Annotated in this window: 27 protein-coding genes; 15 read left to right on the forward strand and 12 right to left on the reverse strand. The window is 70.3% G+C overall.

Going from position 1 to position 26,721, the window contains the following annotated elements:
- Position 1 precedes the first annotated feature (1 nt).
- The 4 genes from recR to AB0J87_RS48930 all read left to right on the forward strand — a co-directional run bounded on the left by recR (position 2) and on the right by AB0J87_RS48930 (position 3,535).
- Positions 2-601: a recombination mediator RecR gene (gene recR, locus AB0J87_RS48915; protein WP_103957155.1), complete on the forward strand. Its 600-nt coding sequence runs from the start codon at positions 2-4 to the stop codon at positions 599-601.
- On the forward strand, positions 594-1,121 hold the full coding sequence (locus AB0J87_RS48920) for a DUF5063 domain-containing protein (RefSeq protein ID WP_350724082.1): 528 nt from the start codon (positions 594-596) through the stop codon (positions 1,119-1,121). The genes recR and AB0J87_RS48920 overlap by 8 nt, the downstream gene beginning before the upstream one ends.
- A gap of 84 nt (positions 1,122-1,205) precedes the next feature.
- Positions 1,206-2,480, forward strand: coding sequence for an aspartate kinase (locus tag AB0J87_RS48925; RefSeq protein ID WP_350724080.1), 1,275 nt, complete (start codon positions 1,206-1,208; stop codon positions 2,478-2,480).
- Positions 2,477-3,535: an aspartate-semialdehyde dehydrogenase gene (locus AB0J87_RS48930; RefSeq protein WP_350724078.1), complete on the forward strand. Its 1,059-nt coding sequence runs from the start codon at positions 2,477-2,479 to the stop codon at positions 3,533-3,535. Before AB0J87_RS48925 ends, AB0J87_RS48930 begins: the two co-directional genes overlap by 4 nt.
- A 113-nt stretch (positions 3,536-3,648) precedes the next feature.
- Here AB0J87_RS48930 and AB0J87_RS48935 read toward each other — a convergent pair whose 3' ends face one another.
- Positions 3,649-4,509 (reverse strand): hypothetical protein, encoded by an 861-nt coding sequence (locus AB0J87_RS48935; RefSeq protein WP_363978954.1) that lies wholly within the window; start codon positions 4,507-4,509, stop codon positions 3,649-3,651.
- Positions 4,510-4,774: 265 nt separating this feature from the next.
- Between AB0J87_RS48935 and AB0J87_RS48940 the strand changes: the two genes are divergently transcribed.
- From AB0J87_RS48940 to AB0J87_RS48950, 3 genes are all read left to right on the forward strand, one after another.
- Positions 4,775-5,443 (forward strand): TetR family transcriptional regulator, encoded by a 669-nt coding sequence (locus tag AB0J87_RS48940; protein WP_350724074.1) that lies wholly within the window; start codon positions 4,775-4,777, stop codon positions 5,441-5,443.
- A gap of 62 nt (positions 5,444-5,505) precedes the next feature.
- A complete protein-coding gene (locus AB0J87_RS48945; RefSeq protein ID WP_363978957.1) occupies positions 5,506-6,468 on the forward strand; it encodes an LLM class F420-dependent oxidoreductase in 963 nt (320 codons plus the stop codon).
- Positions 6,469-6,628: 160 nt separating this feature from the next.
- Entirely contained in the window at positions 6,629-6,982 is a 354-nt protein-coding gene (locus AB0J87_RS48950) for a YkvA family protein (protein WP_350724070.1), read from the forward strand.
- Here AB0J87_RS48950 and AB0J87_RS48955 read toward each other — a convergent pair.
- The 4 genes from AB0J87_RS48955 to AB0J87_RS48970 all read right to left on the reverse strand — a co-directional run bounded on the left by AB0J87_RS48955 (position 6,979) and on the right by AB0J87_RS48970 (position 10,387).
- Complete coding sequence (locus AB0J87_RS48955; protein WP_350724068.1) at positions 6,979-8,175, reverse strand: amidohydrolase family protein; 1,197 nt, start codon at positions 8,173-8,175, stop codon at positions 6,979-6,981. The genes AB0J87_RS48950 and AB0J87_RS48955 overlap by 4 nt on opposite strands.
- A 163-nt stretch (positions 8,176-8,338) precedes the next feature.
- Complete coding sequence (locus AB0J87_RS48960) at positions 8,339-9,082, reverse strand: tyrosine-protein phosphatase (protein WP_363978961.1); 744 nt, start codon at positions 9,080-9,082, stop codon at positions 8,339-8,341.
- A 10-nt stretch (positions 9,083-9,092) separates the two neighbouring features.
- On the reverse strand, positions 9,093-9,878 hold the full coding sequence (locus AB0J87_RS48965) for an SURF1 family protein (protein WP_363978964.1): 786 nt from the start codon (positions 9,876-9,878) through the stop codon (positions 9,093-9,095).
- Between the two features lie 41 nt (positions 9,879-9,919).
- Positions 9,920-10,387, reverse strand: coding sequence for a helix-turn-helix domain-containing protein (locus tag AB0J87_RS48970; protein WP_350724063.1), 468 nt, complete (start codon positions 10,385-10,387; stop codon positions 9,920-9,922).
- A 58-nt stretch (positions 10,388-10,445) separates the two neighbouring features.
- Between AB0J87_RS48970 and AB0J87_RS48975 the strand changes: the two genes are divergently transcribed.
- The 3 genes from AB0J87_RS48975 to AB0J87_RS48985 all read left to right on the forward strand — a co-directional run bounded on the left by AB0J87_RS48975 (position 10,446) and on the right by AB0J87_RS48985 (position 12,582).
- The gene (locus tag AB0J87_RS48975; RefSeq protein WP_363978967.1) at positions 10,446-10,961 is read left to right on the forward strand and encodes a GNAT family N-acetyltransferase; all 516 of its coding nucleotides are present in this window, start codon (positions 10,446-10,448) and stop codon (positions 10,959-10,961) included.
- Positions 10,958-11,548 carry a TetR/AcrR family transcriptional regulator gene (locus AB0J87_RS48980; RefSeq protein WP_363978970.1) on the forward strand — a complete coding sequence of 197 codons (591 nt, stop codon included), beginning with the start codon at positions 10,958-10,960 and terminating at the stop codon, positions 11,546-11,548. The genes AB0J87_RS48975 and AB0J87_RS48980 overlap by 4 nt, the downstream gene beginning before the upstream one ends.
- A 74-nt stretch (positions 11,549-11,622) precedes the next feature.
- On the forward strand, positions 11,623-12,582 hold the full coding sequence (locus AB0J87_RS48985; RefSeq protein WP_363978978.1) for an NAD(P)-dependent oxidoreductase: 960 nt from the start codon (positions 11,623-11,625) through the stop codon (positions 12,580-12,582).
- Positions 12,583-12,595: 13 nt separating this feature from the next.
- On the opposite strand, the gene AB0J87_RS48990 is transcribed toward AB0J87_RS48985, so the two are convergent.
- The gene (locus AB0J87_RS48990) at positions 12,596-12,898 is read right to left on the reverse strand and encodes a hypothetical protein (protein WP_192788942.1); all 303 of its coding nucleotides are present in this window, start codon (positions 12,896-12,898) and stop codon (positions 12,596-12,598) included.
- Positions 12,899-13,077: 179 nt separating this feature from the next.
- On the opposite strand from AB0J87_RS48990, the gene AB0J87_RS48995 reads away from it, so the two are divergent.
- Positions 13,078-14,469: a methyltransferase gene (locus AB0J87_RS48995; RefSeq protein ID WP_363978981.1), complete on the forward strand. Its 1,392-nt coding sequence runs from the start codon at positions 13,078-13,080 to the stop codon at positions 14,467-14,469.
- Between the two features lie 267 nt (positions 14,470-14,736).
- Here the strand turns inward: AB0J87_RS48995 and AB0J87_RS49000 are convergent, their stop codons facing one another.
- The 3 genes from AB0J87_RS49000 to AB0J87_RS49010 form a co-directional block, all read right to left on the reverse strand.
- Positions 14,737-17,736, reverse strand: a complete 3,000-nt coding sequence (locus AB0J87_RS49000; RefSeq protein ID WP_363978984.1) for a BTAD domain-containing putative transcriptional regulator — start codon at positions 17,734-17,736, stop codon at positions 14,737-14,739.
- Positions 17,737-17,992: 256 nt separating this feature from the next.
- Complete coding sequence (locus AB0J87_RS49005) at positions 17,993-18,637, reverse strand: GNAT family protein (protein WP_350724051.1); 645 nt, start codon at positions 18,635-18,637, stop codon at positions 17,993-17,995.
- A 141-nt stretch (positions 18,638-18,778) separates the two neighbouring features.
- Positions 18,779-20,065, reverse strand: coding sequence for a pyridoxal phosphate-dependent aminotransferase (locus AB0J87_RS49010; RefSeq protein ID WP_363978987.1), 1,287 nt, complete (start codon positions 20,063-20,065; stop codon positions 18,779-18,781).
- A gap of 79 nt (positions 20,066-20,144) precedes the next feature.
- Here AB0J87_RS49010 and AB0J87_RS49015 point away from each other — a divergent pair, with 79 nt between their 5' ends.
- The 3 genes from AB0J87_RS49015 to AB0J87_RS49025 all read left to right on the forward strand — a co-directional run bounded on the left by AB0J87_RS49015 (position 20,145) and on the right by AB0J87_RS49025 (position 22,884).
- The gene (locus AB0J87_RS49015; protein WP_350724049.1) at positions 20,145-21,122 is read left to right on the forward strand and encodes a LysR family transcriptional regulator; all 978 of its coding nucleotides are present in this window, start codon (positions 20,145-20,147) and stop codon (positions 21,120-21,122) included.
- Positions 21,123-21,200: 78 nt separating this feature from the next.
- Complete coding sequence (locus tag AB0J87_RS49020) at positions 21,201-21,872, forward strand: ribonuclease HII (RefSeq protein WP_350724047.1); 672 nt, start codon at positions 21,201-21,203, stop codon at positions 21,870-21,872.
- Positions 21,873-21,900: 28 nt separating this feature from the next.
- Entirely contained in the window at positions 21,901-22,884 is a 984-nt protein-coding gene (locus AB0J87_RS49025; protein WP_363978990.1) for an LLM class flavin-dependent oxidoreductase, read from the forward strand.
- An 84-nt stretch (positions 22,885-22,968) separates the two neighbouring features.
- On the opposite strand, the gene AB0J87_RS49030 is transcribed toward AB0J87_RS49025, so the two are convergent.
- From AB0J87_RS49030 to AB0J87_RS49040, 3 genes are all read right to left on the reverse strand, one after another.
- Positions 22,969-23,355, reverse strand: a complete 387-nt coding sequence (locus tag AB0J87_RS49030; protein ID WP_350724043.1) for an SCO5389 family protein — start codon at positions 23,353-23,355, stop codon at positions 22,969-22,971.
- A 77-nt stretch (positions 23,356-23,432) separates the two neighbouring features.
- Positions 23,433-24,362, reverse strand: a complete 930-nt coding sequence (locus AB0J87_RS49035) for an ATP-binding protein (protein WP_350724041.1) — start codon at positions 24,360-24,362, stop codon at positions 23,433-23,435.
- A 125-nt stretch (positions 24,363-24,487) separates the two neighbouring features.
- Complete coding sequence (locus tag AB0J87_RS49040) at positions 24,488-25,855, reverse strand: LCP family protein (protein ID WP_363978994.1); 1,368 nt, start codon at positions 25,853-25,855, stop codon at positions 24,488-24,490.
- A gap of 127 nt (positions 25,856-25,982) precedes the next feature.
- Between AB0J87_RS49040 and AB0J87_RS49045 the strand changes: the two genes are divergently transcribed.
- Positions 25,983-26,711, forward strand: coding sequence for a class I SAM-dependent methyltransferase (locus AB0J87_RS49045; RefSeq protein WP_363978997.1), 729 nt, complete (start codon positions 25,983-25,985; stop codon positions 26,709-26,711).
- The last annotated feature ends 10 nt before the right edge of the window (positions 26,712-26,721 follow it).

Raw genomic sequence — 26,721 nt, forward strand, 5'->3', positions numbered from 1 at the left:
CATGTACGAGGGGGTCGTCCAGAACCTGATCGACGAGCTGGGCCTGCTGCCCGGCGTCGGTCCCAAGAGCGCGCAGCGGATCGCGTTCCACCTGCTGGCGGCCGATCCGGCCGACGTCAAGCGGCTCGCGCACGCGCTGCTGGAGGTCAAGGAGAAGGTCCGTTTCTGCCGCGTCTGCGGAAACGTGGCCTCCGAAGAGGAGTGTCGGATCTGTCGTGACCCGCGCCGCGACACCCACGTGATATGTGTGGTGGAGGAGTCGAAGGACGTCGTCGCGATCGAGAAGACGCGCGAGTTCCGTGGCACGTACCACGTGCTCGGCGGCGCGATCAGCCCGATCGACGGCGTCGGCCCCGACGACCTGCGCATCCGCGAGCTCATGACACGTCTGGCGGATGGCCGGGTCACCGAGCTCATCCTCGCCACCGATCCCAACCTCGAGGGCGAGGCGACGGCTACCTACCTCGCCCGTCTGGTCAAGCCGATGGGCATCAAAGTGACACGACTGGCCAGCGGTCTGCCTGTGGGCGGTGACCTCGAGTACGCCGACGAGGTGACCTTGGGCCGCGCTTTCGAAGGACGGAGGCTGCTGGATGTCTGACCAGTGGAATGCGCTGGCCGAAGAGATCTCCGGGCACGCGCAGGACTATGTCGACGGCCTGACCAGGGTCGCCGGCGGCGAGGGCGGCGACGCCATCTGGTCGCTGCTGCTGGTGGAGGTCGCGCAGGTCAGCCTGGCCGGCGCCAAGCTCGGGGCCAACCGCGACGTGATCCTCGCGGGCAACTACGAGCCGGCCATGAGCGAGGACCCCGACATCGACGGCGTCCGCACCGCGCTGGCCGAGCGGCTGCGGCCGGTCGACGACTACGCCGAGGTGTTCGACCCGTACAAGGACACCGGTGTCACGCCCTACCGGCTCTCGGACGACCTGACCGCGGTCGCCGCCGATCTCATCCACGGCCTGCGCCACTACCACGCGGGGCGGCCCCACGAGGCGCTCTGGTGGTGGCAGTACTCCTACTTCAACACCTGGGGCAACCACGCGGGCGCCGCGATGCGTGCCCTCCAGGCCCTGGCCGCGCACTCGCGTCTGGACGTCGCCGAGGAGACGACCGTCTGATCGTCCAGATAGTGGTACAGCCCATCGGGTTCATGAGAAGCCCCCAGTAGACTGGCAGCTCACAGTCCAAACCGGGAGACTCTCGTGGCGCTCGTTGTGCAAAAGTACGGTGGTTCGTCCGTCGCCGACGCGTCCTGCATCAAGCGGGTCGCGCAGCGGATCGTCGCGACGAAAAAAGCCGGCAACGACGTGGTCGTGATCGTCTCCGCCATGGGCGACACGACGGACGAGCTGCTCGACCTGGCCGAGCAGGTGTCGCCGCTGCCCCCGGGCCGCGAGCTCGACATGCTGCTGACCTCGGGCGAGCGCATCTCGATGGCCCTGCTGGCGATGGCGATCGCCAACCTCGGCCACGAGGCCCGTTCGTTCACCGGTTCGCAGGCAGGTGTGATCACCGACTCCATCCACGGCAAGGCGCGCATCATCGACGTGACGCCCAGCCGCATCCGTGAGGCGATCGACCTGGGCAACATCGCGATCGTGGCCGGCTTCCAGGGCGTCTCGCAGGACACCAAGGACATCACCACGCTGGGCCGCGGCGGGTCCGACACCACGGCGGTGGCGCTGGCGGCGGCCCTGCAGGCCGACGTGTGCGAGATCTACACAGACGTCGACGGCGTGTTCACCGCCGACCCCCGCATCGTGCCGGCGGCGCGGCAGATCCCCAGGATCTCGTACGACGAGATGATGGAGATGGCCGCGTGCGGCGCGAAGATCCTGCATCTGCGCTGCGTCGAATACGCTCGCCGGTTCGACCTGCCGATTCACGTACGCAGCTCGTTCAGCACCAAGGAAGGCACCTGGGTCGTCTCCGACCCTTACACCGAAGGAACCGAGATGGAGCAGCCGATCATCTCCGGCGTCGCACACGACCGGAGCGAGGCCAAGATCACAGTTGTCGGGGTCCCCGACAAGGTCGGAGAGGCTGCCTCGATCTTCAAAACGCTGGCCGACGCCGAGATCAACATCGACATGATCGTGCAGAACGTCTCGGCCGCGGCCACGGGCCGCACGGACATCTCCTTCACGCTGCCGACGGCCGACGCCCAGACTGCGCTGGCGTCGCTGAAGAAGATCCAGGGTCAGATCGGTTACGAGTCGCTGCTCTTCGACGACCAGATCGGGAAGGTGTCGCTGATCGGCGCGGGCATGCGCTCGCACCCCGGCGTCACGGCGACGTTCTTCGCGGCCCTCGCCGACGCTGGGGTCAACATCGAGATGATCTCCACCTCGGAGATCCGCATCTCGGTGGTCGTCGAGCAGGACGGTGTCGACACGGCCGTGCAGGCCGCCCACCGCGCGTTCTCGCTCGATGCCGACCAGGTCGAAGCCACGGTGTACGGAGGTAGTGGACGATGAGCAGGCCTACTCTCGCCCTGATCGGCGCCACCGGCGCCGTGGGCACCGTCATGCGCGACATCGTGTCGTCGCGTGAGGACATCTGGGGCGAGATCCGTCTCGTCGCCTCGCCGCGTTCGGCGGGCAAGGTGCTCCAGGTGCGCGGCGAGGACGTCGTGGTGCAGGCCCTCGCGCCCGAGGTGTTCGACGGCATCGACATCGCGATCTTCGACGTGCCGGACGAGGTGTCGGCGGTCTGGGTGCCGATCGCGGCCGAGCGCGGCGCGATCGTGATCGACAAGTCGGGGACGTTCCGGATGGAGCCGGACGTGCCGCTGGTCGTGCCCGAGGTCAACCCGCTCGACGCGCGCAACCGGCCGCGCAACATCATCTCGACCCCCAACTGCACGACGCTGTCGATGATGGCGGCCATGGGGGCGCTGCACGCCGAGTTCACGCTCACGGAGCTGGTCGTCGCCTCCTACCAGGCGGTGTCGGGCGCCGGCGTGGCGGGTTCGGCGCGGCTCTACGACGAGGTCGAGGCGCTGGCGGGCGACCGCACGGTGGGCCAGGCGGCCGGTGACGTACGCAAGGTGCTGGCCAACAAGCTGCCCGACGACTCGCCGTTCCCCGCGCCCATCGCGTTCAACGTGGTGCCGTGGGCCGGCTCCTACAAGGACGGCGGCTGGGCCTCCGAGGAGCTCAAGCTCCGCAACGAGTCCCGCAAGATCCTCGGCATCCCCGACCTCAAGGTCTCCTCGACCTGCGTGCGCGTGCCGGTGATCACGACTCACTCGCTGGCCGTGCACGCGCGGTTCGAGCGTGAGATCACGGTCGCCGACGCGCACCGCGTCCTGGAGGCGGCGCCGACGGTGGTCCTCATGGACGACCCGGCCAACGGGGTCTACCCGACGCCTCTCGACGTGGTGGGCAACGACCCGACCTACGTGGGCCGCATCCGTCAGGCGATCGACTTCCCCAACACGCTCGACCTGTTCGTGTGCGGTGACAACCTGCGCAAGGGCGCGGCGCTCAACGCGGCGGAGATCGCCGAGCTGGTCGCGGGCGAGCTGTAACCTCATCCGGATGGTGTGACGCCGTGCGTTCCGCACGGCGTCCGCCGTCCGGTGCTGTCCAGGTGGTGTGACGCCGTGCGCTCCCCGCACGGCGTACCCTCACCCGGGCTCTGTCACCGGAAGAGGATGTCCCAGTGGTCGCTCTCGTCGGCGAAGACGGTGCCTGAGCCGGAACGGTAGAGCCGGGCGCCGTCGCTGCGCACGCCGGCCTTCGCGTGGTAATGCGTGATGTGCCGGTCGATGCAGGTGTTGTGAGAGATGTCGAGCTTGTAGCCGTTGCCGTGGCTGTACTGCCCGGGTGCGTGGCCCGCTTCCGTGCCACCCGTCACCATGATCGGGCAGCCGCTCTCGCGCTTCAGCTCGATCATCCGGGCGATGGTCCCGGTCCGCACCGAGTCGAGCGACGTGCAGTGGTGCACGTGCTTGCTGGAGCAGTTGCCGGTCGACTTCATCCGCACGCCCCCGCTCCTCAGCCAGCCGGTAGCCAGGCCGTGGGACATGTGCATGGCCCCGAAGCGCGGCAGGACACGCGTCAGATCGACTTCAGAGCGCCTGAGCGCCGCGCGCGGCCGTACCCGGGGCATCCGGGCCACTCTGGTACGTACGCGGCTCTTGGCGGATCTGGTGGCCGGAGATCGCGGTGCCATCGCCGGCGGGTCGATGACCGTCAGCTGCGCGGGCCCGTGCAGGCGGGGCGGCGTCCAGTCGTCGGGCGGTCCCTCCTGTTCGTCGGCCGAGTCGCTGAAGGGCCAGCCCGGCGTGGCGGTGATGTCCTCACCGGCCGCCATGAGCCGATCGAACGCCCAGGTCCGGCCCGAGTCCGGCCCGGCCCCCTGCTCCGAGCCCTCGGACTCGGCCGATTTTTGGCTGTCCGGCGCAGCCGACCCTTCGGGGTGGGTGGCGGCTGAAGCGGCCGAGGCCAGCGCGATTATGGTTATCTCAATGCCGAGGAGTGCGACTACTGCGAGGCGCACTGTTCCACGTATCCACATGTCGATGCCTTTTCGCGGAAATAGCCCTTCCGCCTGAAACGACAATCCCACCTTTCGCAGGAGATAACTCATGCCGCAGGTGCAACTTTGCCTTGTGGCGGTGATCACCGTGCGGCTACATGACCTTGGACTGCAAAACCTGCTAGGTTGGACTGCTGCTATGGCCCTGACCAGACACAACAGAGGGACAGCAGCCTGATGAGCGGGTTTTCTGCCCGACGCCCGATCACGACGTAAAGTGACGAACGTGTCCGAAGCCCGAAACCGAGGATCGGAGAGCACCCGAGACGTCATCGTCGAGACGGCATTGCGGTTGTTCAGGGAGCGCGGTTTCGACGCGACCACGATGCGTGCCATCGCCGCCGAGGCCGGGGTGTCCGTGGGCAACGCCTACTACTACTTCGAGAGCAAGGAGGCGTTGATCCAGGCGTACTACGACCGCGCCCAGGCCGAGCACGAGGAGGCCTGCAGGGAGTTCCTGGCCACCGAGACGTCGTTCGCGGCCAGGCTGAGCGGGGTGCTACGCGAGTGGGTACGCGTCTCCGAGCCTTACCACGAGTTCGCCGTGAAGTTCTTCAAGCACGCGGCCGAGCCCACCAACCCGCTGAGCCCGTTCAGCAAGCAGTCGTCCCCGGCCCGTGAGGCCTCCATCGAGATCTACCGCCAGGTCGTCGAGGGGTCGCGGGACCGCATGAACGCCGAGCTGCGTGAGGAGCTGCCCGAGCTGCTCTGGCTGCTGTCCATGGGAATGGTGCTGTTCTGGGTGCACGACACCTCGCCGGGCTGCGCGCGTACGTACCGGCTGATCGAGGTGACGGTGCCGCTGGTGGACCGGCTGGTCGGGCTGTCACATCTGCCCGGGTTGAGGGGGATCACGAAGGACTTCATCGCGGCGGTCCACGAGTTGCGGGCCTAGGACGCCATACCGGTCGGTTGGTAGGGTGGAGCGGCCGCTGCGGACGCGCTTGGAGGCCGTGAATGAGTCGCAACTGGGGCATGACCATCCCCTTCTACGATCGCCCGCTGTCGAAGTCGCAGGAGCTGATCGCGGAGCTGCCCGAGCTGGGCTACACCGACGCGTGGTCCGCCGAGGTCAACGGGGCCGACGGGTTCGTGCCGCTGGCGATGGCCGCGCAGTGGGCGCCGGGGATCAGGCTGGGCAGCGCCATCGTGCCCGTCTCGACGCGCGGCCCGGGGCTGCTGGCCATGTCCGCGGCCACGCTGGCCGACCTGGCGCCTGAGCGGTTCGTGCTGGGCATCGGCGCCTCGTCGCCGGCGATCGTCGAGCGGTGGAACGCCGGGCGGTTCGACAAGCCCTACGCGCGCACGCGCGACACGCTGCGCTTCCTGAAGAAGGCGCTGGCCGGGGAGAAGGTCTCGGAGACGTACGAGACGTTCGAGATCAAGGGGTTCAAGCTGGAGCGGGCCCCCGAGCTCCCGCCGAAGATCGTGCTGGCCGCGCTGCGGCCCAGGATGCTCCACCTGGCCGCGGCGGAGGCCGACGGCGCGATCACCAACTGGCTCTCACCCGACGACGTGCGCAAGGTGCGCGCCGAGATCGGGGAGGGCACCGAGCTGATCGCCCGCCTGTTCGTCTGCGTCAGCGAGGACGTCGACCGCGTGCGCGAGATGGCCAGGTGGATGCTGGCCACCTACCTGACCGTCCCGGTGTATGCCGCCTTCCACGACTGGCTGGGCCGGGGCGAGGTGCTGCGGCCCATGCACGAGGCGTGGCAGGCCGGCGACCGCCAGGCGGCGCTCAAGGCGATCCCCGACGAGGTGGTCGACGCCCTGATCGTGCACGGCGACGCGGCCACCTGCCGGGCCAGGATCCAGGAGTACGTGGACAACGGCCTCGACACCCCTGTCCTCGCGCCCGTCCCGGGCGGTGAGATCTCCATAGAGCAGGCCGTGCGCGCCCTGGCCCCACGAGGGTTGTAGGGGGCCATGCACGACGTGCTGAGGCTGGACGCGAACGACGTCTCGGTGGCCGGGCCGTTCGAGCACGCGGCGCTGCGCTGACCCCTTCTGGGAGCAGGCCAGGAACTCGTGGCGGTCCCGACGCGTTATGTCGTGAGAAGCCGGGGGTAGGGGGTTCCTCATGATGGCGAAGGCAGCACGGGCAGCGGCGGCCTGGCGGACTTACCGCGACGTGACCAAGCCGGGGTCGCCCGGCCTGATGACCAGGGTCCGGGCGATCCCGCGGATGGTCGGCGCGGTCATGCGCGGACAGTACGCGGGCATGGGCAAGAGCAAGCTCGCCATGCTCGGACTCGGCGTGGTCTACATCCTGTCACCCGTCGACGTGGTGCCCGACTTCCTGGTGATGGTCGGCGTGGTCGACGACTTCGGCGTGTTCCTGTGGCTCGCCGCGACGCTGCTCGGCGAGAGCGGCCGCTACGTCGAGCACGAGCGCAACGTCATCCAGGCCAGGCTGGTCGAGGAAGAGGGTTAGATCTCCTCCATCCGCAGCCAGGCGCGCGAGGGCAGCGGGTGGCCGAAGAGGCGGGCGGCGTTGCCGTAGGCGACCCTGGCGATGTCGGCGGGCGGGAGCGTTCCGAGATTGCGCGCCACGGACTTCTGCGTGTCGGGCCAGGTCGAGTCGGAGTGCGGGTAGCCGCTCTCCTGCAGCACGTGGTCGAGCCCGACCGCGAGCCGCACGCCGGACAGCGCGTGGTCGTCGAGCGTGCCGAAGAAGAAGTTGCGGCGCAGCACCTCGCTGGGCTTGAGCCCGCCCTCCCACGACGCCTCGCTCGCGACCGGGTGGTCGAGGGCGTAGTCGGCGCGCTCGGCCAGCATGGGCAGCCAGCCCACGCCGCCCTCGACGATGAGGAGGCGCAGCGAGGGGAAGCGCAGCGGCACGCCCGACCAGAGCCAGTCGGCGCAGGCGAACATCGCGCTGGTCGGCATCAGCGTGGTGATGGCCTCGATGGGCGTGTCGGGCGAGGGCACCGGGGACCACGACGAGTCGCCCGTGTGCAGGGCGACCACCGTGCCGGTCTCCTCGCAGGCGGCGAAGAACGGGTCCCAGTGGCCGGAGTGGATCGACGGCAGCCGCAGCCGGGTCGGGAACTCGGGGAAGACCACGGCCTTGAAGCCGCGGGCGGCGTTGGCGCGGATCTCCTTGGCGGCCACATCGGGATCGGGTAGCCACGGGAGCTGCAGGCCGATGATGCGCTCGGGGTAGGTGCCGGCCCAGACGTCGATGTGCCAGTCGTTCCACGCCTTGACCAGGGCCAGACCGAGCTCCTGGTCACGGGTCCTGGCGAACGGCATGCCGGACTGCCCGGCCAGCATGCCGGGGAAGCACAGCGCGGCCCAGATGCCCGCCAGGTCCATGTCCTCGACGCGGGCCTCGATGTCGTGGCAGCCGGGGCGCATGTTCTCGAACCTGATGGGGTCGAGCGTGCGCTGCTCGCGGGGCAGCCCGGCGCCCACGTCGATGCCGGCGCACGGGTATGTCGCCCCGCCGTAGCGCCAGACCTGGTGGCCCGCCTCCGTATCCACGACCTTGGGCGCGACATCGGCATATTTCTCCGGCAGCCGCCCTTCGAACAGGTCGGGAGGCTCGATCAGGTGATCGTCGGCGGAGATGATCACGTAGTCGCGCCGCCTCGGGTCAGGGTCGGGGAGCAGCGGCGTAGTCACGCAGGTAACCGTACGACGGCGGGATAACGTCGAACAAGCTGCGACGTATCCGTTGGGTATCCGAGATCTTCGACCCGGGACCGCCAGGAGGGGGGCCGACGGGCGGTCCCAGGCCAGGGATGGGCCGCTCACCTGGACGCAGCAGGTGGGACCCGGCCTGCCACTACCCCTCGGAGTCCGGTTCAGTCAGCAGGTGGCCGCGTAATTCGGAGATGGTGGCCGGGGAAATGTTCAGGACTTGTGTGACATACGTCTCGATCGAGCCGTGCCGCGCCGTCAGGTCGCCGAGGAAGAGACGCATGGCCTCCGCGGGCGCCAGGCCGAACCCCGGCCACATGGGCGCGTCGGGGTGCCTGCTGCGCCAGCTGGCGACGAACCGCTCGGTGGCCAGCCCGGTGAGCGCGTAGTCCGCCACGATGTCGTCCTCGCCCACGCCCGCCAGTGACAGGACGAGCGCGGCGAGCACCCCGGTGCGGTCCTTGCCGGCCGCGCAGTGGATCACCACAGGGGCGTTGTCGGCCCGCGCGATCGTCTCCAGGGCGGTCCTGAGGTTCTCGACGCCGTCCTCGGTCGTCTCCAGGTAGCGGTCGGCGAGGTATCGCCCGACCCCGCTCTCCTCCTTGTAGGCCGTGATGTCCCAGCGGCGCCCCTCGATGGGCAGGTTCTGGTAGTACTGCCCCTCGGCGTCCGGGACGCGGCCCCCCTTCTCGATCTCGTACGCATGCCGCAGGTCGATGACCGTACGCACGCGCAGCTCGCGGAAGATCCTGAGATCGTCTCCGGCCAGCCAGCCGAGCGCGTCGGCCCGGTAGAGCCGCTGCCATTGGACCGTGCGCCCGTCATGGGCGACATATCCACCTACGTCGCGGAAGTTGAAGATGTTGGCGAACTCAATGTGGCGGATCACGCTCAACACCTTAATTGGCGGCGGTGACGGACTCCTTGGACGAATCGCCGGCCTTCCGCTCGGCCACCTCGCGGCGGATCAGCAGGACCCAGCCGGCCAGTGCGATGCCGATGAACAGCCACCACTGGACCCCGTAGGCCAGGTTGAGGCCGCCACCCGCGCCCACGTCAGGCTCGGGCACCAGGGCCGGCGCCGTGGCGGGCGGGGGCGTCTGCTCGGTCAGCTCCACGTAGCCGCCCACCAGCCGGTACGGCAGCCCCTTGCCGATCTTGTCGGCGTTGATCAGCAGGACCTGCCCGGCCGGCAGCCCGGAGCGCTCCCGGATGCCGCTGGAGTCCTCGGTCTCGCTGAGCCGTAGCCTCCCGGTGACATTTACCTGTCCTGTGGGCGGAGCGGGCACCTCGGGCGTGGCGTCGGCGGTGGCGCCGGCCTTGACCCAGCCCCTGTTGACGATCACCGCGGTGCCGTTGCCGGTGACGAGGGGCGTCAGGACGTAGAAGCCGTTCTGGCCCTCCTGGGGTCGCCTGCGTACGAGGAGGGCGTGGGACGGGTCGTACGTGCCCGAGACCGTGACCTTCCTGAACCGGTCGTCCGCGCGGACCTGCCGCCCCGGGACCGCCAGCCGCTCCAGCGGCACCGGCGCGGCCTCGATGTTGGCCGTGACCCGCTCGCTGTTGGCCGAGCGCTCCTCGAAGCGCCCGAACTGCCACCGCCCGAGGAACACGAAGGCGGGGATGACCAGCAGCACCACCACGTGGAGCGCGAGCCATCGGGGCGTCAGCAGGAACCGGTACACGCTTCAAGGGTAGGCACCGGAGGGGGTGCCCCCTCACGCGCCTAGGCGCTTCTGAGCTGGGCCCCCGACCCGGGCACCGCGGTCACCTCGCGCGGCCCGCTCACCTCGTGGCCGTCCGCGCACCGGAAATGCTGCTCGATGGGGGCCCCGCAGTCGCGGTGGGTCAGCAGCACCGCCGGCCCGTCCTCGTCCGCCAGGTATTTGTCACCCCAGTGCATGAGCGCGACCAGGAGGGGATAGAGGTCGCGGCCCTTGTCCGTGAGCCGGTATTCGTCGCGCTGCCGCTGGCCGGGCTCGCGGTAGGGCTCCTTGCGCAGCAGGCCCTCGTCGACCAGCCGGGCGAGCCGGGCACTGAGCACCTGGCGGGGGGCGCCGGTGATCGCCTGCATGTCGGCGAACCTCCGCACGCCGTTGAACGCCTCGCGCAGCACCAGGAAGGTCCACTTCTCCCCGACGATGTCCAGGGTGCGCTCGATCGAGCAGTTGTCCACCCGGAAGGGAACGTTCATTGCCACATTATATCTGAGTTCATTTGACAGACTCAGCGCTCGCGGGCAGGCTGAGTCTATGCAGGGAACCCAGATCCGCCCCGCGCGCCCGGACGACGAGGAACGGATCAGACGCTTCCTGGCGGGGCTGTCGCTCCACACGCAGACGCTCCGCTTCTTCACCGGCGTCAGCAGTCCCGCTGCGGGGCTGGTGCGCACGCTGCTCGCGCTGGACGAGCGCCGCGACGCGCTCGTCGCGATCAACGAGGGCGGCGAGATCGTCGGCCACGCCATGAGCTTCAGGGGCGGCTGCGCCGATGTGGAGGTCGCCGTGGTCGTGGCCGACCAGTGGCAGGGCCAGGGGATCGGGCCCAGGCTGATCGACGTGCTGCTGCTCAGGGCCTCCGTACGAGGTGCGCGGACCGTGGGCATGGACGTGCTGGGGGAGAACCGGCGCGTCCTGAGACTCGTCCGCAGGCTCTGGCCGGACGCCGAGATGAAGGTGACTTCCGGATCGGTGGAGGTGACCGCTATGATCGATCCACTCGGCCTATTTGCGGAACAAGGTTCTGTTGGCACACCATTGACAGCGTGAAGAGTGCCAAGAACGGACGCGACGGCCGTACCCGCATCATCGAGGGTGCCCTCCGCCGCTTCAGTCAGGACGGGGTCTCGGCCACCACGCTGGCCAGCCTCCGCGAGGAGAGCGGCGTCAGCGTCGGCAGCTTCTACCACCACTTCGCCAGCAAAGAGCATGTCTTCGGCGTGCTGTACGCGGAGATCCTGACCGCCTACCAGGCCGCCTTCCTCGCCGAGCTGGTCAGCCACGAGGAGGCCCGCGACGGCATCGAGGCCGTCGTGGCCTTCCACATGCGGTGGGCCGGCGAGCACCCGGAGAGGGCCAGGCTGCTGGTCAGCGAGCGACCGCCGCGCAAGCACGAGCCGGGCGGCGCGGAGGTGGCCGAGGCCCGGCGCGGGTTCTTCCGCCAGGTCTCCGACTGGTGGCGGCCGCACATGAAGAACGGCCTGCTCCAGCCCGTCCACCCGACCATGTGCTACGTGCTGTGGCTGGGGCCCGCGCAGGAGATGTGCCGCCTGTGGTTCGCGGGCGCCCACACGCCTACGGAAGAGGAGATCAAGGGGCTGGGCGCCGCCGCCTGGCAGAGCCTCCGCCAGCAATGACAGGCCCCCGCAAGGGGCCTGACCAGCGCGGGGAGCGATGATCCGGGCACCGTCTGTGGTGTTATTGTCCACTTGTGACTCGACCTCGGGCGCTGGCACTGCCCGCTATGCCGGAGAGCGCGCTCGCCCGCTTGGGTGAGGTAGCCGACCTGGCCGAGGTTCCCGCGCGTCCCAGCCTCGGCTTCACCGACGAGCAGCTCGCCGACCTGGTCATCGAGACCGGCGCGACCGTGCTCATCACCGACGGCGACCAGGTTCGCACGTCGGTGCTCGCCCTGCCCCTCGACGTGGTGGCCGTCATGGGCCCGACCACCAGCGTGGACCTGACGCTGGCCGCCGAGTACGGGGTGACCGTCCTGCACGCCGCCGACCGCGACCCCGAGTCGGTGGCCGAGCTCACGCTCGCGCTGATGTTCGCCGTCAGCCGCAACATCGTGGCCGCGGACCGGGAGGTGCGCCAGGGGCGCGTCGGCAAGGTGCCGCCCGCCCAGCGCCACCGCGGCAGGCGGCTGAGCGGCAGGACGCTCGGCATCGTGGGCCTGGGCCGCGTCGGCAGGGCCGTGCGCTGGCGCTGCGAGGGCCTGGGGATGCGGGTGATCACCTGCGATCCGTTCGTCCCCGAGGCCACCCACACCCTGCCCGCCCTGCTGGCGGAGGCGGACGTGGTGTCGCTGCACGTGCCGCTGACCGGGGAGACGCGGGGCTTCTTCGGCTACCCCGAGTTCGGCGCGATGCGGCCGGGCTCCATCTACCTCAACACCTCGCGCGGCGCGCTGCACGACCTGACGGCGCTGGTCGACGCGCTGCGCCAGGGCCAGGTGGGCGGCGCGGGGCTCGACCACTTCGAGGGCGAGTGGCTCGATCCGGCCCACCCCCTGACGCGCCTGCCGAACGTGGTGCTGACACCCCGCCTGGGCGAGGCCACGGGGGAGAGCCGGGAGGAGCTGGCCGGGATGCTGGTGGAGGATATCGCCCGGCTGCTGCGCGGCGAGCGGCCCGCCCACGCCTGCGTGCCCGCCCTGCCGTTCGCCTGATCCGCCTGGGCCGTTACGCGGGCTGGCGGAGGCGGGTGTGGACGCGCCAGCTCGCCCGGTCGAGCGAGATGTCCAGCCGCAGGTCGCCGCGGTGCCTGCGCAGGCCGGGCACGCGGACCCGGTCGTGCACGTCGAACCTGCCCCGATGCGGATAGCCGAACCCCAGCTCGCCGGGCAGCACCCGCAGGTCGTCGCGGTTGCCGCAGCGCGGGCACGTCCAGGACACCAGGTCCATGCCGCGGTTGTAGTCGGAGCAGGCGCGGAAGTATTCGTCAGGTCCGAACCGGGACTCGCAGGCCAAGCAAGGGATCAGCATGGGTCCGCTCCTCGGGGCGACATGGCGACTTCCCTAGAGATACCGCTCACTACTTGTCCGCCGCTTGCAGAACGCTTGGGTGTCTAAGTAACAGTATGAGCACTGTCGGTATCCGGAAACAGTGCGAGCGCCGATGGTATCGGGCCATGCGGGAGTGTCCGTGGTGAAAGGATGGACTTGTGGAACGACTGCGCCATCACCTCCTGGAGACCGACTACACGATCGACGGCGTACGTGAGCGGCTGGGCAGCATGGCGGCCTCGGCCCTGGCCAGGGAGGAGCTGGTGCCGGCCCTGCGCGCCACCGCCGACCTCGATCCGCTGGCGGCGTCGATCAGGCTGTGGTGGCTGGGCGTTCCCGTCCCCGCCGCGTCCCTCGCCCCGGAGGTCCTCGACTCGGGGCTGGTCAGGGCCGACGGCGACCAGGTGAGCGCGACCGTGCACCTGCAGCCCTGGGAGACCGGCGGCTACCTCGTCTCCGACCGCAAGGTGCGCCCCGGCGACCCGGCGCTGCGTCCTGACCACGTGGTCGGGGCCGGCGGTGCCTCGGCCAACCTGGCCCAGCTCGCCACCCGCCGCCCGGTGGGGCGCGCGCTCGACCTCGGCACCGGCTGCGGCGTGCAGGTCTTGCACCTGGCCGGGCGGGCCGAGCACATCGTGGCCACCGACGTGAACCCGCGGGCCGTGGAGCTGGCCAGGCTGAGCTGGGAGCTGTCCGGCATCTCCGGCGTGGAGGCACGTACGGGGTCGATGTTCGAGCCGGTCGAGGACGAGCTGTTCGACCTGATCGTGAGCAACCCCCCGTTCGTCATCGGCCCCGGGGGCGGCCTGACCTACCGCGAGGCCGGCGGCGACGGCTTCTGCCGCGACCTCGTACGCCGCACGCCCGGCCACCTCAACCCCGGCGGCCAGGCCCACTTCCTGGCCAACTGGCTGCACGTCGAGGGCGAGGACTGGCACGACCGCGTGGGCGGCTGGCTGCGCGAGACCGGCTGCGACGCCTGGGTGGTCCAGCGCGACGTGCAGGACCCGGCCGAGTACGTCGAGCTCTGGCTCAGGGACGCCGCCGAGCAGGGCACGAAGGCGTACGCCGAGCACTACGACCGCTGGCTGGCCTGGTTCGACGAGCGGAAGGTCGAGGGCATCGGGTTCGGCTGGATCACCATGCGCAACTCCGGCACGCTCGACCCGGTCGTCCGCGTCGAGCACCTGGACCACCTGGTCTCGCTCCCGGTCGGCGACTACGTGGACTCCGTGCTCGACGCCATCGCCACCGCGCACCGCGTCAAGGACCTGGACACCGCGCTCCTGCGCACCGCGGACGGCCTGCTCGACGAGCGCATCGGCCTGCCGGGCGCGGAGGACCCCATCCGCATCGTGCTGCGCCAGACGCAGGGCCTGCGCCGCAGCAGGGAGGTCGGCACGGTGGAGGCCGCGCTGGCCGGGGTCTGCGACGGCGAGCTGGCGCTCGGCCCCCTGCTCAACGTGATCGCCGAGCTGGTCGGCGACGGTGAGATCCTCGACTCCGACGCGGTCAGGCCGCTGATCGCGGAGGGTTACTTCCTGCTTTAATCGCCCGTCAATTGGACGTTGAGCGCTGGGGTGGAGGCTCATGGCCAAGACACGGACCCCGGGGGGTTCGAGGGCCGTGTCAGGTCCGGCCGGTCGTCTAAGGTGAGGCGGCTAGCCACTACGCGGAGCATCCGGATAACCGGGCCCCCTAGCGACGCGTGGTGGCGACAGATGACCGGCCGGGCTGCATCACGACATATTCGTGACGGCCTAAGGACAGCCTTGATCAACCATGTGTGGATGACACGTCTGGACGATGAGCTGTACTCAGGACTCGACGACGGCCCCTTCGGCGGGGATAGCCTCGATCAGGGCCTTGAGGTCCCCGGCCTCGGGGGCGCCGAGCCGGGAGAAGATCTCGAACGCCTGCCGTAGGCATTCCAGGCTCCTGGTCGTGCTGCCCAGACCGCGCAGCGCCTTGCCGAGCACCGTGAGCGACAGCGCCTCGCCGTACGGGTGGCCGATCTCGCGGGAGACCACCAGCGCCTGCTCCGCGTGGCGCACGGCCTCGGGGTGGCGTCCGGCGGCGATGAACGTCTCGGCCAGCCGGGAGCAGACCCGCTGCTCCCAGACGCGCTGCTTGCTGGCCCGGAAGAAGGCCAGGCACTCGGCGTGGTGGTGGACGGCCTCGGTGAGCCGGCCGACCCGGGACAGCACGATGCCGAGGTGGTAGCGGGCGCGGGCGGTCCCGGCGCCGCTGCCGATCTCGGTGAACAGGGCCAGGCCCTTCTCCGCCGCCGCGATCGCGTCCGCGGGCCGGCCGAGCCCCAGGTGGTCGCGGGCCGAGTAGCTGAGCACCAGCGCCTCGCCGGCCGGCACGTCGTTCGCCCGGTAGAACCGCATCGCCGCGTCGAACAGCTCCAGCGCCTCGATGTGGCGGCGCTGCCTGCCGACGACGACCGCCAGGGCGTTCAGCACCTCGCCGGTGACGATCTTCTCGCCGCGGGCCGTGGACAGCTCGTGGACGACCCGGAAGTGGCCCTCGGCCGCCTTCAGCTGGTTGTCGGCGAACAGCACCCGGCCGAGTACGTACCGGCTGCGCAGCTCGCTGCCCTGGTCGCCGAGCCGCTGCGCGGCGCTCAGCACGGCGCGCGTGCCCTGGGCGAACTCCCGCGTGTGCGTGCCCGCCTCCAGCAGCGGCTCCATCGCCACCAGCAGGTCTCCGGCGGGCAGCAACTGCTCGCCGGCGACGGCCGACGCGGCGGCCTGGTTGATGGCCGCGAACAGCGAGTCGCCCTCGGCGATCAGCCAGGCCACGGCCTCGTCCACGCTGGTGAACGACAGCCCCTCGCTGATCGTCACGATGTTGGCCGGGATCATGCTGCCCTCGTAGGCCAGGCTGTGCGCGGACTGGGCCGAGGCCAGGTAGAAGCCGAGCAACCGGTGCAGCGCCCGCGCCTTGGCCTCGGGCGGCTCGGTCTTGTCCAGCTGGCGCCTGGCGAACAGCTTGAGCAGGTCGTGGAAGCGGTAGCGGCCGGGCGCGGGCGCCTCGAGCAGGCTCGCGTCCACAAGGGACTCCAGTACGGACTCCGCCTCGAACTGGCTCACCGACAGCACGGCGGCCGCCGCCCCCGTGGAGATGTCGGGCCCCTTGGACAGCGAGAGCAGGCGGAAGGCACGCGCCTGGGCCGGCGCGAGCTGGCCGTACCCGAGCGCGAACGTGGCCTCGACGGCCAGGTTGCCCACACGCAGCTCGTCGAGGCGGCGCTGCTCGTCGGCCAGCCTGGGCACGAGCGAGGCGACCGTCCAGGAGGGGCGCGCGGCCAGCCTGGCGGCCACGATGCGCACCGCCAGCGGCAGGAACCCGCAGGCGGCCACCACGTCCATGGCCGCGCCGTGCTCGGCCGACACGCGCTCGGCCCCGGCCACCGACGCGAACAGCGACAGCGCCTCGCCCGGCTCCATCACGTCGAGGTCGATGAGCCGTGCGGAGGGCAGGTCGGCCAGCTTGCCGCGGCTCGTCACGATGGCCGCGCACCCGGGCGAACCCGGCAGCAGCTGGCTGACCTGCTCGGCGTCGCGGGCGTTGTCGAGCAGCACGAGGATGCGGCGGTCGGCGAGGATCGACCGGTAGAGCGCGGCGCGTTCCGGCAGCCCGTCCGGGACGATGTCCGGCGGGATGCCGAGCGCCCGCAGGAACCCGCCGAGCGCCGACTCGGGCACGGTCGCCTCGTCGGTGTAGCCGCGCAGGTCGGCATAGAGCTGGCCGTCGGGGAACAGGTCCTCGGCCAGGTGCGCGACGTGCACGGCCAGCGCGGTCTTGCCCACGCCGCCGATGCCGGAGACCGCGATCACGGGCACGCCCTCGGCCGACGACTGCGCCGACGACTGGGCCGACAGCAGCGTGCGGAGCCGTACGGCGACCTCCTTGCGGCCGGTGAAGTCGTTGACGGCGGCGGGGAGCTGCGCGGGGCGCGGCAACTGCGGGGCCTGGCGCTGCTCCGGCTCCTCCACCGGCTCCTCGGCGGGCACCTCGGCGGCGGCCAGCGTGGGGTCGGCGGCCAGGATGCGCTGGTGCAGCGCGGCCAGCTCGGGGCCCGGCTCGATGCCGAGCTCCTCGACGAGGGCCTCGCGCGTCTCGGTGAACACGTTGAGGGCGTCGCCCTGCCGCCCGCACCGGTAGTAGGCCAGCATCAGCTGGGCGCGCAGCTTCTCGCGCAGCGGGTGGTCGGCGGTCAGCGCGATCAGCTCGGAGACGACCTTCGCGTGGTCGCCCAGCTCCAGGTCCACGTCCATGAGCGTCTCGACGACGCTGATGCGGCGCTCGACCAGCCGGTCGCGCTGGTGCTCGGAGTAGGGGCCGACGGTCCCGGCCAGCGGCTCGCCCTCGAAGAGCGACAGCGCCTCGCGCAGCCCTTCGGCGGCCTCGCGCAGCCGACCGCCCTTGCGCGCGCTCTCGGAGTCCTGGACGCCGCGTTCGAAGCGGACCAGGTCGAGCGAGCCGTCGGGCAGCCGCAGCGCGTAACCCCTCCCGATGGACGTCAGCAGCTCCGGGCGGGAACGGGCGGGCCGGTCCGGCTCCAGCACCGTACGCAGGCGGGAGACGTAGGTGCGCAGGGCGCCCAGGGCCCGCGGGGGCGCGTCCTCGCCCCAGACCGCGTCGATCATCTCGTTGGGGGTGACCGCATGGCCTTCACGCAGCAGCAGCATGCCCAGGATGGAACGCTGCAGCGGAGTGCCCAGATCGAGCTCCTGGCCGTCACGCCAGGCGCGGACAGGACCGAGCACGGCGAACCTCAGCCCGCCCTCGACGCTCTGACCAGCCATGCCGAATGTCTCCCAGCCAATGGATCGTTTTGTTACCAAATGATAGATCCAACGTCCTTTGTCACCTAGACTCCGGACTGATCGTTAAATGTGCCGTTGATCCGTCTTTGATCCGGTGTTGAGCGTGCCCCTGGATGCTGATGATCGGCTAGGCATGATTCACACCGCGGGGGCGTGTCATGTAGAGCACGCGTAGGCAGGAAAAAATACGGCCCCGCCCAAACTTTCTTGGGGCGGGGCCGTGGTGGACAGGTTCTCAGGCCGCCTCGACCAGTCCGAGCCGCAGGGCGAGCCGCTCGCGTACGAGCGGCCATTCGGAGCTCAGGATCGAGTAGAACGCGGTATCTCGGACCGTGTTGTCGGCGCCTCGGCTATCCGCTCGCCGCACCCCGTCGAAGTGTGCGCCGAGGGCCTCGATGGCGGCCCGGGACTTGGTGTTACGTACATCTGCTTTGAGGGTGATGCGGTGGACGTTCCATGTCTCGAAGGCGAGCGAGAGCATCAGGAACTTGCTCTCACGGTTGACACCCGTGCCCTGGGCACTGGCGGCCAGCCAGGTGTAACCGATGTCCGCCACGGACGGGATCTCGCCCACCGCACCCCGTGTACCCGGAGGCCAGGGCATGGGGCCCTGCCAGTACTCCAGGTGCATGAGACGGGTGGCACCGACCACGCGGTCGGTGTTCAGCCACCGGATGGCGAAGGGCATGGAGCGGCCCTCCGCCTGCTCAGCCATGGCGGCCTCCACATAGGAGACCATCTCGTCCCGGCTTTCCGGGACGCGAGTGAAGGCGTAAGTGCAACGGTCTTCACTCGCCGCGGCGACGAGGTCGTCGATCGCCGCGAGGCTGAGAGGTTCCAGGCGCACGGAGCGCCCGGACAAGGTGACAAGAGCGGGCATGAGCACATGATGAGGGGAAGCGGGGGCGCACGTAACCATGCAGTTAGGAAGATCTTTTGCAGCTTTCTGCAGACAGGGTGTTCCTGCAGGTCAGCGGCCCCTTTTGAGCGATGGTAAACCCGCTCTTGGGGAAAGATTCGCCTAACTGTGACATGGCGTCGGGACGAGCGCGGGACGCCGTTCACGCACCGCTTCGTGCGACACCGAGGCCAGCTCGTTCAGACCCTTCGAAAGATAGTCCAGATTGTCGGCGATCCAGGGGAGTTGGAGGGGGTTCGGGCTGTTCAGAGCGGTCAGTCGCTCTTCGGCGGTCTCGCCGTAGAGGAGGCTCACCGCGACCCGCACCCTGGCCGCCGCCGGGTCGTCGCCGAAGGCGTGTCCGGGCAGGACACCGATGCCGTGTTCCTCCAGCAGGATCTTGGTGATCTCGGCGGAGCCGCCGAGCCGGAGGTGGCTCAGATCGGGATAGAGGTAGAAGCCGCCCTGCGGGGCGGGCACGTCGGCCCCGATCTCGGTGAACCTTTCGTGGACGGCCCTGGCGACCGTGCCGTGCAGCCGCCGGGCGAGCTCGATGCGGGCCAGCAACTCCTGGGGCTCGTCGAAGGCGTACGCCGCCGCCTCCTGCACCGGGGCCGCGGGCGCCGACCAGATCTCGCTGGCCACCGCGAGCAGGCTCCTGTGCAGCGCGTGGCTGCCCGCGGGCAGCCTGGCCACACCGATCCGCCAGCCGCCCAGCGCCAGGCTCTTGCTCAGCCCGGTGGTGATGATCGTGCGCTCGGGGGCGAGGTCGGCGGGGGAGGTGAACGGCAGGGCCGGGTCGTGCACGACGTCGCGGTAGATCTCGTCCGAGATGATGATCAGATCGAGCTCGCGGGCGATCTCCACCAGCCGCGCGATGGTCTCCGGACCGGACAGGCGGCCCGTCGGGTTGTCGGGCAGCGTCACCAGCAGCGAGTTGACCGTCCGGCCCTGGGCCCTGGCCCGGAGCACCGCGCCGGCCACGAGATCGGGGTCGGGCACTCCGCCCCCTCCTGGCGGTGCGGGCACCAGGATGGGGCGGGAGCCGACCAGCTCCGCCTGGGCGGCGTAGCTGACCCAGCTGGGCATGGGCAGGACGATGTCCCCGCCGATCGCCAGGAGGAGGCCGTACAGCAGGGACTTGCTGCCAGGCCCGCAGACGACGAGCCCGGGGTCGGTGGGGAGCCCGCGTCGTGTCCAGTAGCCCGCCGCCGCCGTCCTGAGCTCGGATGCCCCCGCGACCGGCCCGTAGCCGTTGCGTTCGGCCGCGCCGGCCAGCCTGTCGCGCAGTGCCGGGTGGACGGGCAGCCCTGCCTCGCCGAAGGCCAGGTGAAGCACTCGCTCCCCGGCGCGCCGTCTTCGGTCGATGTCCTCGTTTGCCGCCAAAGTGGCGGACAACGTCACGGTCATGTTTGTCACGTTCCCAGGGTGGTTTGATGAAGGCATCAGCACAAGCGAGGCTTTTCGTGGGTAGGCATAAGGAAGACTGATGCTTGAATTGCGGCGTTTGGTCCTGATCTGCGAGTTCGCTCGTCGCGGAAGTATCGCTGCGACGGCGGCATCGCTGGGGTACAGTCCTTCGGCCGTGTCGCAGCAACTCGTCGCGCTCGAACGTGAGACCGGAACGGTCCTCATCGACAGGACCGCGCGCAGTGCCGAGCTGACCGACGCGGGGCGGCGGCTGGTGGCGCACGCGGAGCGCATCCTGTCCATGGTCGAGGAGGCGGAGTCGGACCTGTCCGCCCATGCGGGGACACCCGCGGGGCGGGTCGTGGTCACCGCCTTCCCGACGGCCGCGGTCGCGTTCGCCCCGGCGCTCGCCCGCTCGCTGCGCCGCCACACCGAGCTGACGCTCCGGCTGGGGCAGAGCAGGTCGGGCCGGGGCATGCGCGAGGTGCAGTCGGGGGAGGTGGACATCGCGCTCGTGGACGACTGGTACGGGCGGGTTCGCGACAACGAGAGCCTGCGGGTGTTCCCGCTGCTGCGCGACCCCCTGGTGCTGGTGGTGCCGCGCAAGCACCGTCTGGCCGACCCCGACGTGCCGGTGGACCTGCGGGAGCTGCGCGACGAGCCGTGGATGGCGACGCCCGACGGGGAGCCGTCCCGGCTGGCGGTGGACCGGCTCCTGGTGGACGTGGGCGGGACCCGGCCCACGCCGTGGGAGTTCGAGGGGCTGGGAACGATCCTTTCTCTGGTGGCGAAGGGGATCGGCATCGCCGCCGTGCCCGCGCTCGCGCTGGCGGCAGGGGTGCGGGGGCTGGCGGTGCGCCAGTTCCCGGGAAACCCGGTGGGGCGCGACGTGCACGCGGTCGCCCGCAACTCCAGCGTCAACCGGCCGTCGGTGTCGGTGACGCTCCGCGCGATCCACGTGGCCGCCCGCTACCTCGCCGCCGACCTGGATCCGGTGCGCCCGGCGGACCGCCGCCCGCCCGGCGATCCGCTGGAAGATGACGAGGCGGCCCAGTGAACGGCCCAGTGAACGGCCCAGTGAACGGCCCAGTGAACGGCTCAGTGAACGGCCCGGGAGGCGATAGCGTCTGCCGTTATGGCGCCGACGTACGACATCGAGCACCTCCTGCTCTCCCAGCCGAGCACCCGCACGGTCGCGGGCATCGACGAGGTGGGCCGTGGCGCGTGGGCGGGACCGGTAACGGTCTGCGCCGTCGTCACCGACCTGTCCGAGCCGCCGTCCGGCCTCACGGACTCCAAGCAGGTTTCGGCGGCCAGGCGCACCCCGCTCGCCGAGGAGCTGACCGCGTGGGCGGCCGGCATCGGCTTCGGCGAGGCCACCCACACGGAGATCGACGAGCTGGGCATGACCGAGGCCCTGCGCCGGGCCGCCAGGCGGGCGCTGGAGGCGCTGCCGGTGCGCCCGGACGCGGTGATCCTCGACGGCAAGCACGACTACATCGGCCCGCCCTGGCCGGTACGCCTGGAGGTCAAGGGCGACGCGGCCAGCATCTCGGTCGCGGCGGCGTCCGTCCTGGCCAAGGTCCGGCGCGACGCGTACATGGGGACGATCGGCTGCGAGGAGTACGGCTTCGCCGACAACGCCGGCTACCCCTCACCCCTCCACCAGGAGACCCTGGCCCGGCTCGGCCCCACGCCCCACCACCGGCTCTCGTGGTCCTACCTGGACGACCTCCCTCGATGGCGGCACCTCAAGCACCACCGGGACCCCCTCGTGGGAGAGGGTCAGGCCAGCCTGTTCGGCTGAGCGGGGACCATCGGGCATCATCGGATGGGTGCGAATCGGCGTCTTCGTCATCGCGGCGCAGTTCCCCGGCCAGGAGGCCGGGCAGGTGCTGGCCGATGCCGTCGAAGTGATCGTGGCCGCCGAGGAGGCGGGGTTCGACGACGCGTGGGTCGCCGAGCATCACTTCATGTCCTACGGCGTGTGCCCCTCCGCGACCACCCTGGCGGCGGTCGCCCTCGGCAGGACCTCGCGGATCGGGCTCGGCACGGCCGTCAGCGTGCTGTCCACGCAGCATCCCGTGGCGCTGGCCGAGCAGGCGGCCATGCTGCACCACCTGTCCGGCGGGCGGTTCACGCTGGGGGTCGGCAGGGGCGGGCCGTGGGTGGACCTGGAGGTGTTCGGGACGGGGGCCGAGCGGTTCGAGCGGGGGTTCGGGGAGTCGCTCGACCTCCTGCTCGACGGGCTCTCCGGCGGTCCCGTCGCCGGTGACGGGGAGTTCTTCCGGTTCAGGGAGGTCCGGGTGGTGCCGGGCGCGAGCATGCGGCCGGTGGTCGCGTGCACCTCCGAGGCGACCGTGGGGGTGGCGGCGGAGCGGGGGCTGCCGATGCTGCTCGGGATGCACATCGGGGACGCCGAGAAGGCCGCCCTGGTCGAGGACTACATCGCCCGGGGCGGGACCGCCACCGATCACGTGGCGGCGGGAGTGGCCTACGTGGCCGACTCCACGGCGGGGGCGGTGCGGGAGATCAAGGAGTCGCTGCCCCGGTGGCTGGAGCCGGGGCTGGCGGGGTACGTGCCGGTGGACGATCGCCCCCGACCTATGCGAAATATCCCGGCATATGTGGATCTGTTGGCCCGGATTCATCCGGTCGGGTCGGCCGAGCATTGTGCCGCGACGATCCTGCGTACCGCCGAGAACACCGGGATCGAGCGGTTCATCCTGCTGGTCGAGGGGCTGGGCGAGCACCGGCGGACGGTGGAGAACGTGCGGCGGTTCGGGGCGGAGGTGCTGCCGCTGCTACGGGCCCGGTGACCCGGGCAGTGCCGGATCACCGGGCCGGGTCACTGGGCCGGGTCACTGGGCCGGATCACCGGGCCGGGTCACCGGGCCGGACGGTCAGCAGTCGACCAGCTCCGGCTTCTGGTTGAGGATCTGGGCCCTCGGGGTGACGAACTCGTGCAGGGCCTTGGTCGCCGTCGGGTCGAAGACGGCGACCCGGTGGCAGTTCTGGAAGGCCAGCCGTACTCCGAAGTGGCGCTCCAGCGCTCCGCGCATCGCGTCGCTCGCCAGGCAGCGCAGGAGCTGGCCGCGGGCTTCCTCGGACGGCGGCGGCACCTGGTTGTCGGCGAACTCGGCTCCGGTCTGCTCGCGCTGTTCGGCCAGCCCGCTGATCAGCGACCACGCGTACGGCAGCGAGTCGCGGACGCACGCGATGAAGGCCGCGTCGTCCACCTCGCCGGCTCTGGCCTGGTCGAGCAGTTCGTTCGGAACGGTCAGCGACATGCTGTCTCCTCTCGAATGGGATCAATCTGACGCTAAGTGGGGATTCGTGATCGCTCCAGATGCCTGGAGGGGGGCACTCAGGGGCCGAACACGAAATCCGGGTCTATCTGTGAGGCCAGGTCGGACCCGGTCCGGTCGTTGCCCCACGCGTGGGCGTTGCGCAGGTGGAAGTCCACGGTCTGGCGGCCGAAGCGCGCCCAGTCCTTCTCCTGCTCGTCGAGGGTCTTGCGGAGCACGGCCAGCGCGTCGGCGTTGACCGGCTCCAGGTCGTCGAGCGTGAAGTGGCGGCCCTGCTCCATGGCGCGGACGGCGGCGGAGTGCTCCATCCAGGTGAGCAGGTCGTCGCCCACGTGCTCGCGCAGGAAGTCGACGTCGGACGGGCCGTGGACCTTGTTGCCGACCACGGCCAGCGCGACGTCGTACGCGGCGGCGTACTCGCGGTACTGGCGGTAGACGCTCACACCCTGCCTGGTCGGCTCCGCGACGAGGAACGTCAGGTCGAACCGGGTGAACAGCCCCGACGCGAAGGAGTCGGCGCCCGCGGTCATGTCCACCACGACGTACTCGCCGGGGCCGTCGATGAGGTGGTTGAGCAGCAGCTCCACCGCGCCGACCTTCGAGTGGTAGCAGGCCACGCCGAGGTCGTCCTCGCTGAACGGGCCGGTCGCGAGGAGGCGCAGCCCGTCGGGGGTGGTCAGCGCGTACGGGTCGGCGGCCAGGTCCTCGAAGCTCAGCAGCCGGGAGCCGCGGCCGGGCGGGGTGGTCTTGACCATGGCGTCGGCGGAGGGGATGCGGGGGTTGTCGCCGCGCAGCCGCTCCTTGATCTCGGTCAGGTGGGCGCCGAGCGGCTCGGGCTGCCGGTCGAGGCCGAGCACCATGGCCAGGTGCTGGTTGATGTCGGCGTCCACGGCCACCACCGGCCCGCCCTGGCTCGCCACATGTCTGGCGAACAGCGCGGACATCGTCGTCTTGCCACTGCCGCCCTTTCCGACGAACGCCACTCTCACGGGCCCTCCAGGTGGATATGAAAACCGTTTCCGTTGTCATCATGCCACACTCCGTGCGGGGCGTGTGCGGACAACGCGAAAAGGCCACGTGGACGGTTTCCACGTGGCCTTTCCGGACGGGCGATTCAGGTGCAGGTGGCGTCGAGGTTGACCGGGGTCTCCGGGTCAGGTGTCCGCTCGGCGGCGGTGCCGGCCCTGGTCGGGCCGGCCTCCAGGGTCTCGGCGACCTTGCGGCGGATGAACGACCAGTCGGGGTACGCCGTGTTGATCAGCGGCGGCACGAAGCTGAGGCTGCGGATCTTGGCGTCCTTGACCCGCTGCGCGAGGTCGATGACGGCCGGCAGCAGGTCCTGCGGGAGGTCGGTGGAGATGGCCCGCTTGGTAGCCACGGCCAGCCGCTCGAAGCTGTTGATCACGGTCATCGGGTCGGCCTGCTTGGCGAGCGCGTTGAGCAGGCACTTCTGGCGTCCCATGCGGACGTAGTCGTCGCTGTCGGTGCGCGAGCGGCCGTACCAGAGCGCCTCCTCGCCGGACAGCCTGCGGGTGCCGGCCGGCAGCAGGCCCTCGCGGTACTTGCCGTACACGATGGGCTCCTTGATGGTGACCTTCACGCCGCCCATGGCGTCGATGATCTCCGCGAACCCCTTCATGTCCACCAGGGCGTAGTAGTCCACGTTGAGGCCGAGGATGTCGCCGATCGTCTGCTTGATCAGAGCCGGCCCGCGCTGGCGCCGCTCCACGCCCGGCACCACCTCGGGGTGCTCCTCGGCGTACTGGAAGATCTCGTTGAGCAGGCCGGGCGTGTCGGGGCCGGTGCCGGTGAAGCCGTAGGGGAACTGGTCCCTGGCCGGGCCCGCGCGAAATTCGACGCGCTGGAGGTTGCGCGGCAGGCCGAACAGGGTGGTCGCGCCGGTCTCGGTGTCCACGCTGGCCACGGTCATGCTGTCGGTACGCACGCCGGGCCGGTTCGGCGCGGCGTCGCCGCCCAGGAGCAGGAAGTTGACCCGGCGGGCGCCGTTCCACGGGTCCTGGGCCATGATGGGCGCGGTGGCGGTGGTGCTGGGGAACAGGGTGTTCACGACATCGCGTGACAGGTACGCCAGCCTGGTGGCGTACACCGTCGGGGTCATGATGAGCGCGCAGAGCGCGAGCGTCAGCGCCGTGGTCAGGAAGCGGCCGATCCTGTCGGAGCTCGGCGGGCGTACCAGGACGAAGGACCAGACGACCACGCCGGTCCAGGCGATCGCGATCGCCACCAGCACCACGGTGAACCCGACGAGCCAGCGGGGCTGCACCGCCAGCGACAGCAGGTGAGTGCTGTACGCCGTGAACACCATGAGGATGCCGGCCAGCATCACGACATATCCGAACATGAGCGCCAAGCCCGTCTTACGGCGCTCCGCGGCCAGATGTGCCACTCCCCACAACAAGGACGATGCCAGTGTCAGGGCCATGCTCGCCCCCAGGCCGAATCCCCGCTCTTTCTCCGTCATGCCTGGTCAAACCCCCATTTGCGCGCCCATCCACGCCACCTTAGTAATGCGCTGTGCGGGAAAGACGGTAGGAAGGGACGGGTCAGGTCAATTCCATGTCAAGACCACCTTGAGATATAACGTGAGTGTGCGCAAGCGACACGGAAGCTACGGATTCGACGCTCCCTGGGCGCTGGTCGGCTTGTTGTTCGGAGCGCTGGTGCTCCTGGCCCTGGCGTCGGTCTCGTTCCTGCTCGACATCCCCCTGGCGGGCATCGCGTTCCTGCTCGGCGGGCTCTACACGCTGGCCAGCGCGGCCAGCTACCTCTATACGACGCGGCGCGGCAAGTTCGCGGTCTGGGCCGGTGAGCTCGAGCGGCTGAACGGCGACGAGCTCCTGCTCGACCTCGGCTGCGGCCGGGGCGCGGTGCTGCTGATGGCGGCCCGGCGGCTGGAACGCGGCAAGGCGACCGGCATCGACCTGTGGCAGTCGAAGGACCAGTCGGGCAACCGGGAGACCAAGGCCAGGGCGAACGCCGCCGCCGAGGGCGTCGCCGACCGCGTCGAGCTGGTGACGGGCGACATGCGCGACCTGCCGTTCGGCGACGGCGCGTTCGACGCGATCGTGTCGAGCCTGGCCATCCACAACATCCCCGACGCCGAAGGGCGCGCGCAGGCCGTGCGCGAGGCGCACCGGGTGCTGCGGCCCGGCGGGTTGATGCTGATCGCCGACTTCCAGCACACGGCCGCGTACGAGGGCACGCTGCGCTCGCTCGGCGTGGTGGACGTGCGGCGGCGCGACGCGGGCTGGCGGTTCTGGTACGGCGGACCGTGGTTCAGCACCGGCATCCTGGAGGTCAGGAAACCCGCGGCCTGAGCCTGCGATG

This window comes from Nonomuraea sp. NPDC049625 (assembly GCF_040675285.1).
In the GTDB taxonomy this organism is placed as follows: Bacteria; Actinomycetota; Actinomycetes; order Streptosporangiales; family Streptosporangiaceae; genus Nonomuraea; species Nonomuraea angiospora_A.

What these genes read in the sequence shown, in the direction of transcription:
- recR (WP_103957155.1), top strand. Translation starts at nt 2, where the DNA reads ATGTACGAGGGGGTCGTCCAGAACCTGATCGACGAGCTGGGCCTGCTG.
- AB0J87_RS48920 (WP_350724082.1), top strand. Translation starts at nt 594, where the DNA reads ATGTCTGACCAGTGGAATGCGCTGGCCGAAGAGATCTCCGGGCACGCG.
- AB0J87_RS48930 (WP_350724078.1), top strand. Translation starts at nt 2,477, where the DNA reads ATGAGCAGGCCTACTCTCGCCCTGATCGGCGCCACCGGCGCCGTGGGC.
- AB0J87_RS48945 (WP_363978957.1), top strand. Translation starts at nt 5,506, where the DNA reads ATGAGTCGCAACTGGGGCATGACCATCCCCTTCTACGATCGCCCGCTG.
- AB0J87_RS48950 (WP_350724070.1), top strand. Translation starts at nt 6,629, where the DNA reads ATGATGGCGAAGGCAGCACGGGCAGCGGCGGCCTGGCGGACTTACCGC.
- AB0J87_RS48970 (WP_350724063.1), bottom strand. Translation starts at nt 10,387, where the DNA reads ATGAACGTTCCCTTCCGGGTGGACAACTGCTCGATCGAGCGCACCCTG.
- AB0J87_RS48975 (WP_363978967.1), top strand. Translation starts at nt 10,446, where the DNA reads ATGCAGGGAACCCAGATCCGCCCCGCGCGCCCGGACGACGAGGAACGG.
- AB0J87_RS48990 (WP_192788942.1), bottom strand. Translation starts at nt 12,898, where the DNA reads ATGCTGATCCCTTGCTTGGCCTGCGAGTCCCGGTTCGGACCTGACGAA.
- AB0J87_RS49000 (WP_363978984.1), bottom strand. Translation starts at nt 17,736, where the DNA reads ATGGCTGGTCAGAGCGTCGAGGGCGGGCTGAGGTTCGCCGTGCTCGGT.
- AB0J87_RS49005 (WP_350724051.1), bottom strand. Translation starts at nt 18,637, where the DNA reads ATGCCCGCTCTTGTCACCTTGTCCGGGCGCTCCGTGCGCCTGGAACCT.
- AB0J87_RS49010 (WP_363978987.1), bottom strand. Translation starts at nt 20,065, where the DNA reads ATGACCGTGACGTTGTCCGCCACTTTGGCGGCAAACGAGGACATCGAC.
- AB0J87_RS49015 (WP_350724049.1), top strand. Translation starts at nt 20,145, where the DNA reads ATGCTTGAATTGCGGCGTTTGGTCCTGATCTGCGAGTTCGCTCGTCGC.
- AB0J87_RS49020 (WP_350724047.1), top strand. Translation starts at nt 21,201, where the DNA reads ATGGCGCCGACGTACGACATCGAGCACCTCCTGCTCTCCCAGCCGAGC.
- AB0J87_RS49030 (WP_350724043.1), bottom strand. Translation starts at nt 23,355, where the DNA reads ATGTCGCTGACCGTTCCGAACGAACTGCTCGACCAGGCCAGAGCCGGC.
- AB0J87_RS49040 (WP_363978994.1), bottom strand. Translation starts at nt 25,855, where the DNA reads ATGACGGAGAAAGAGCGGGGATTCGGCCTGGGGGCGAGCATGGCCCTG.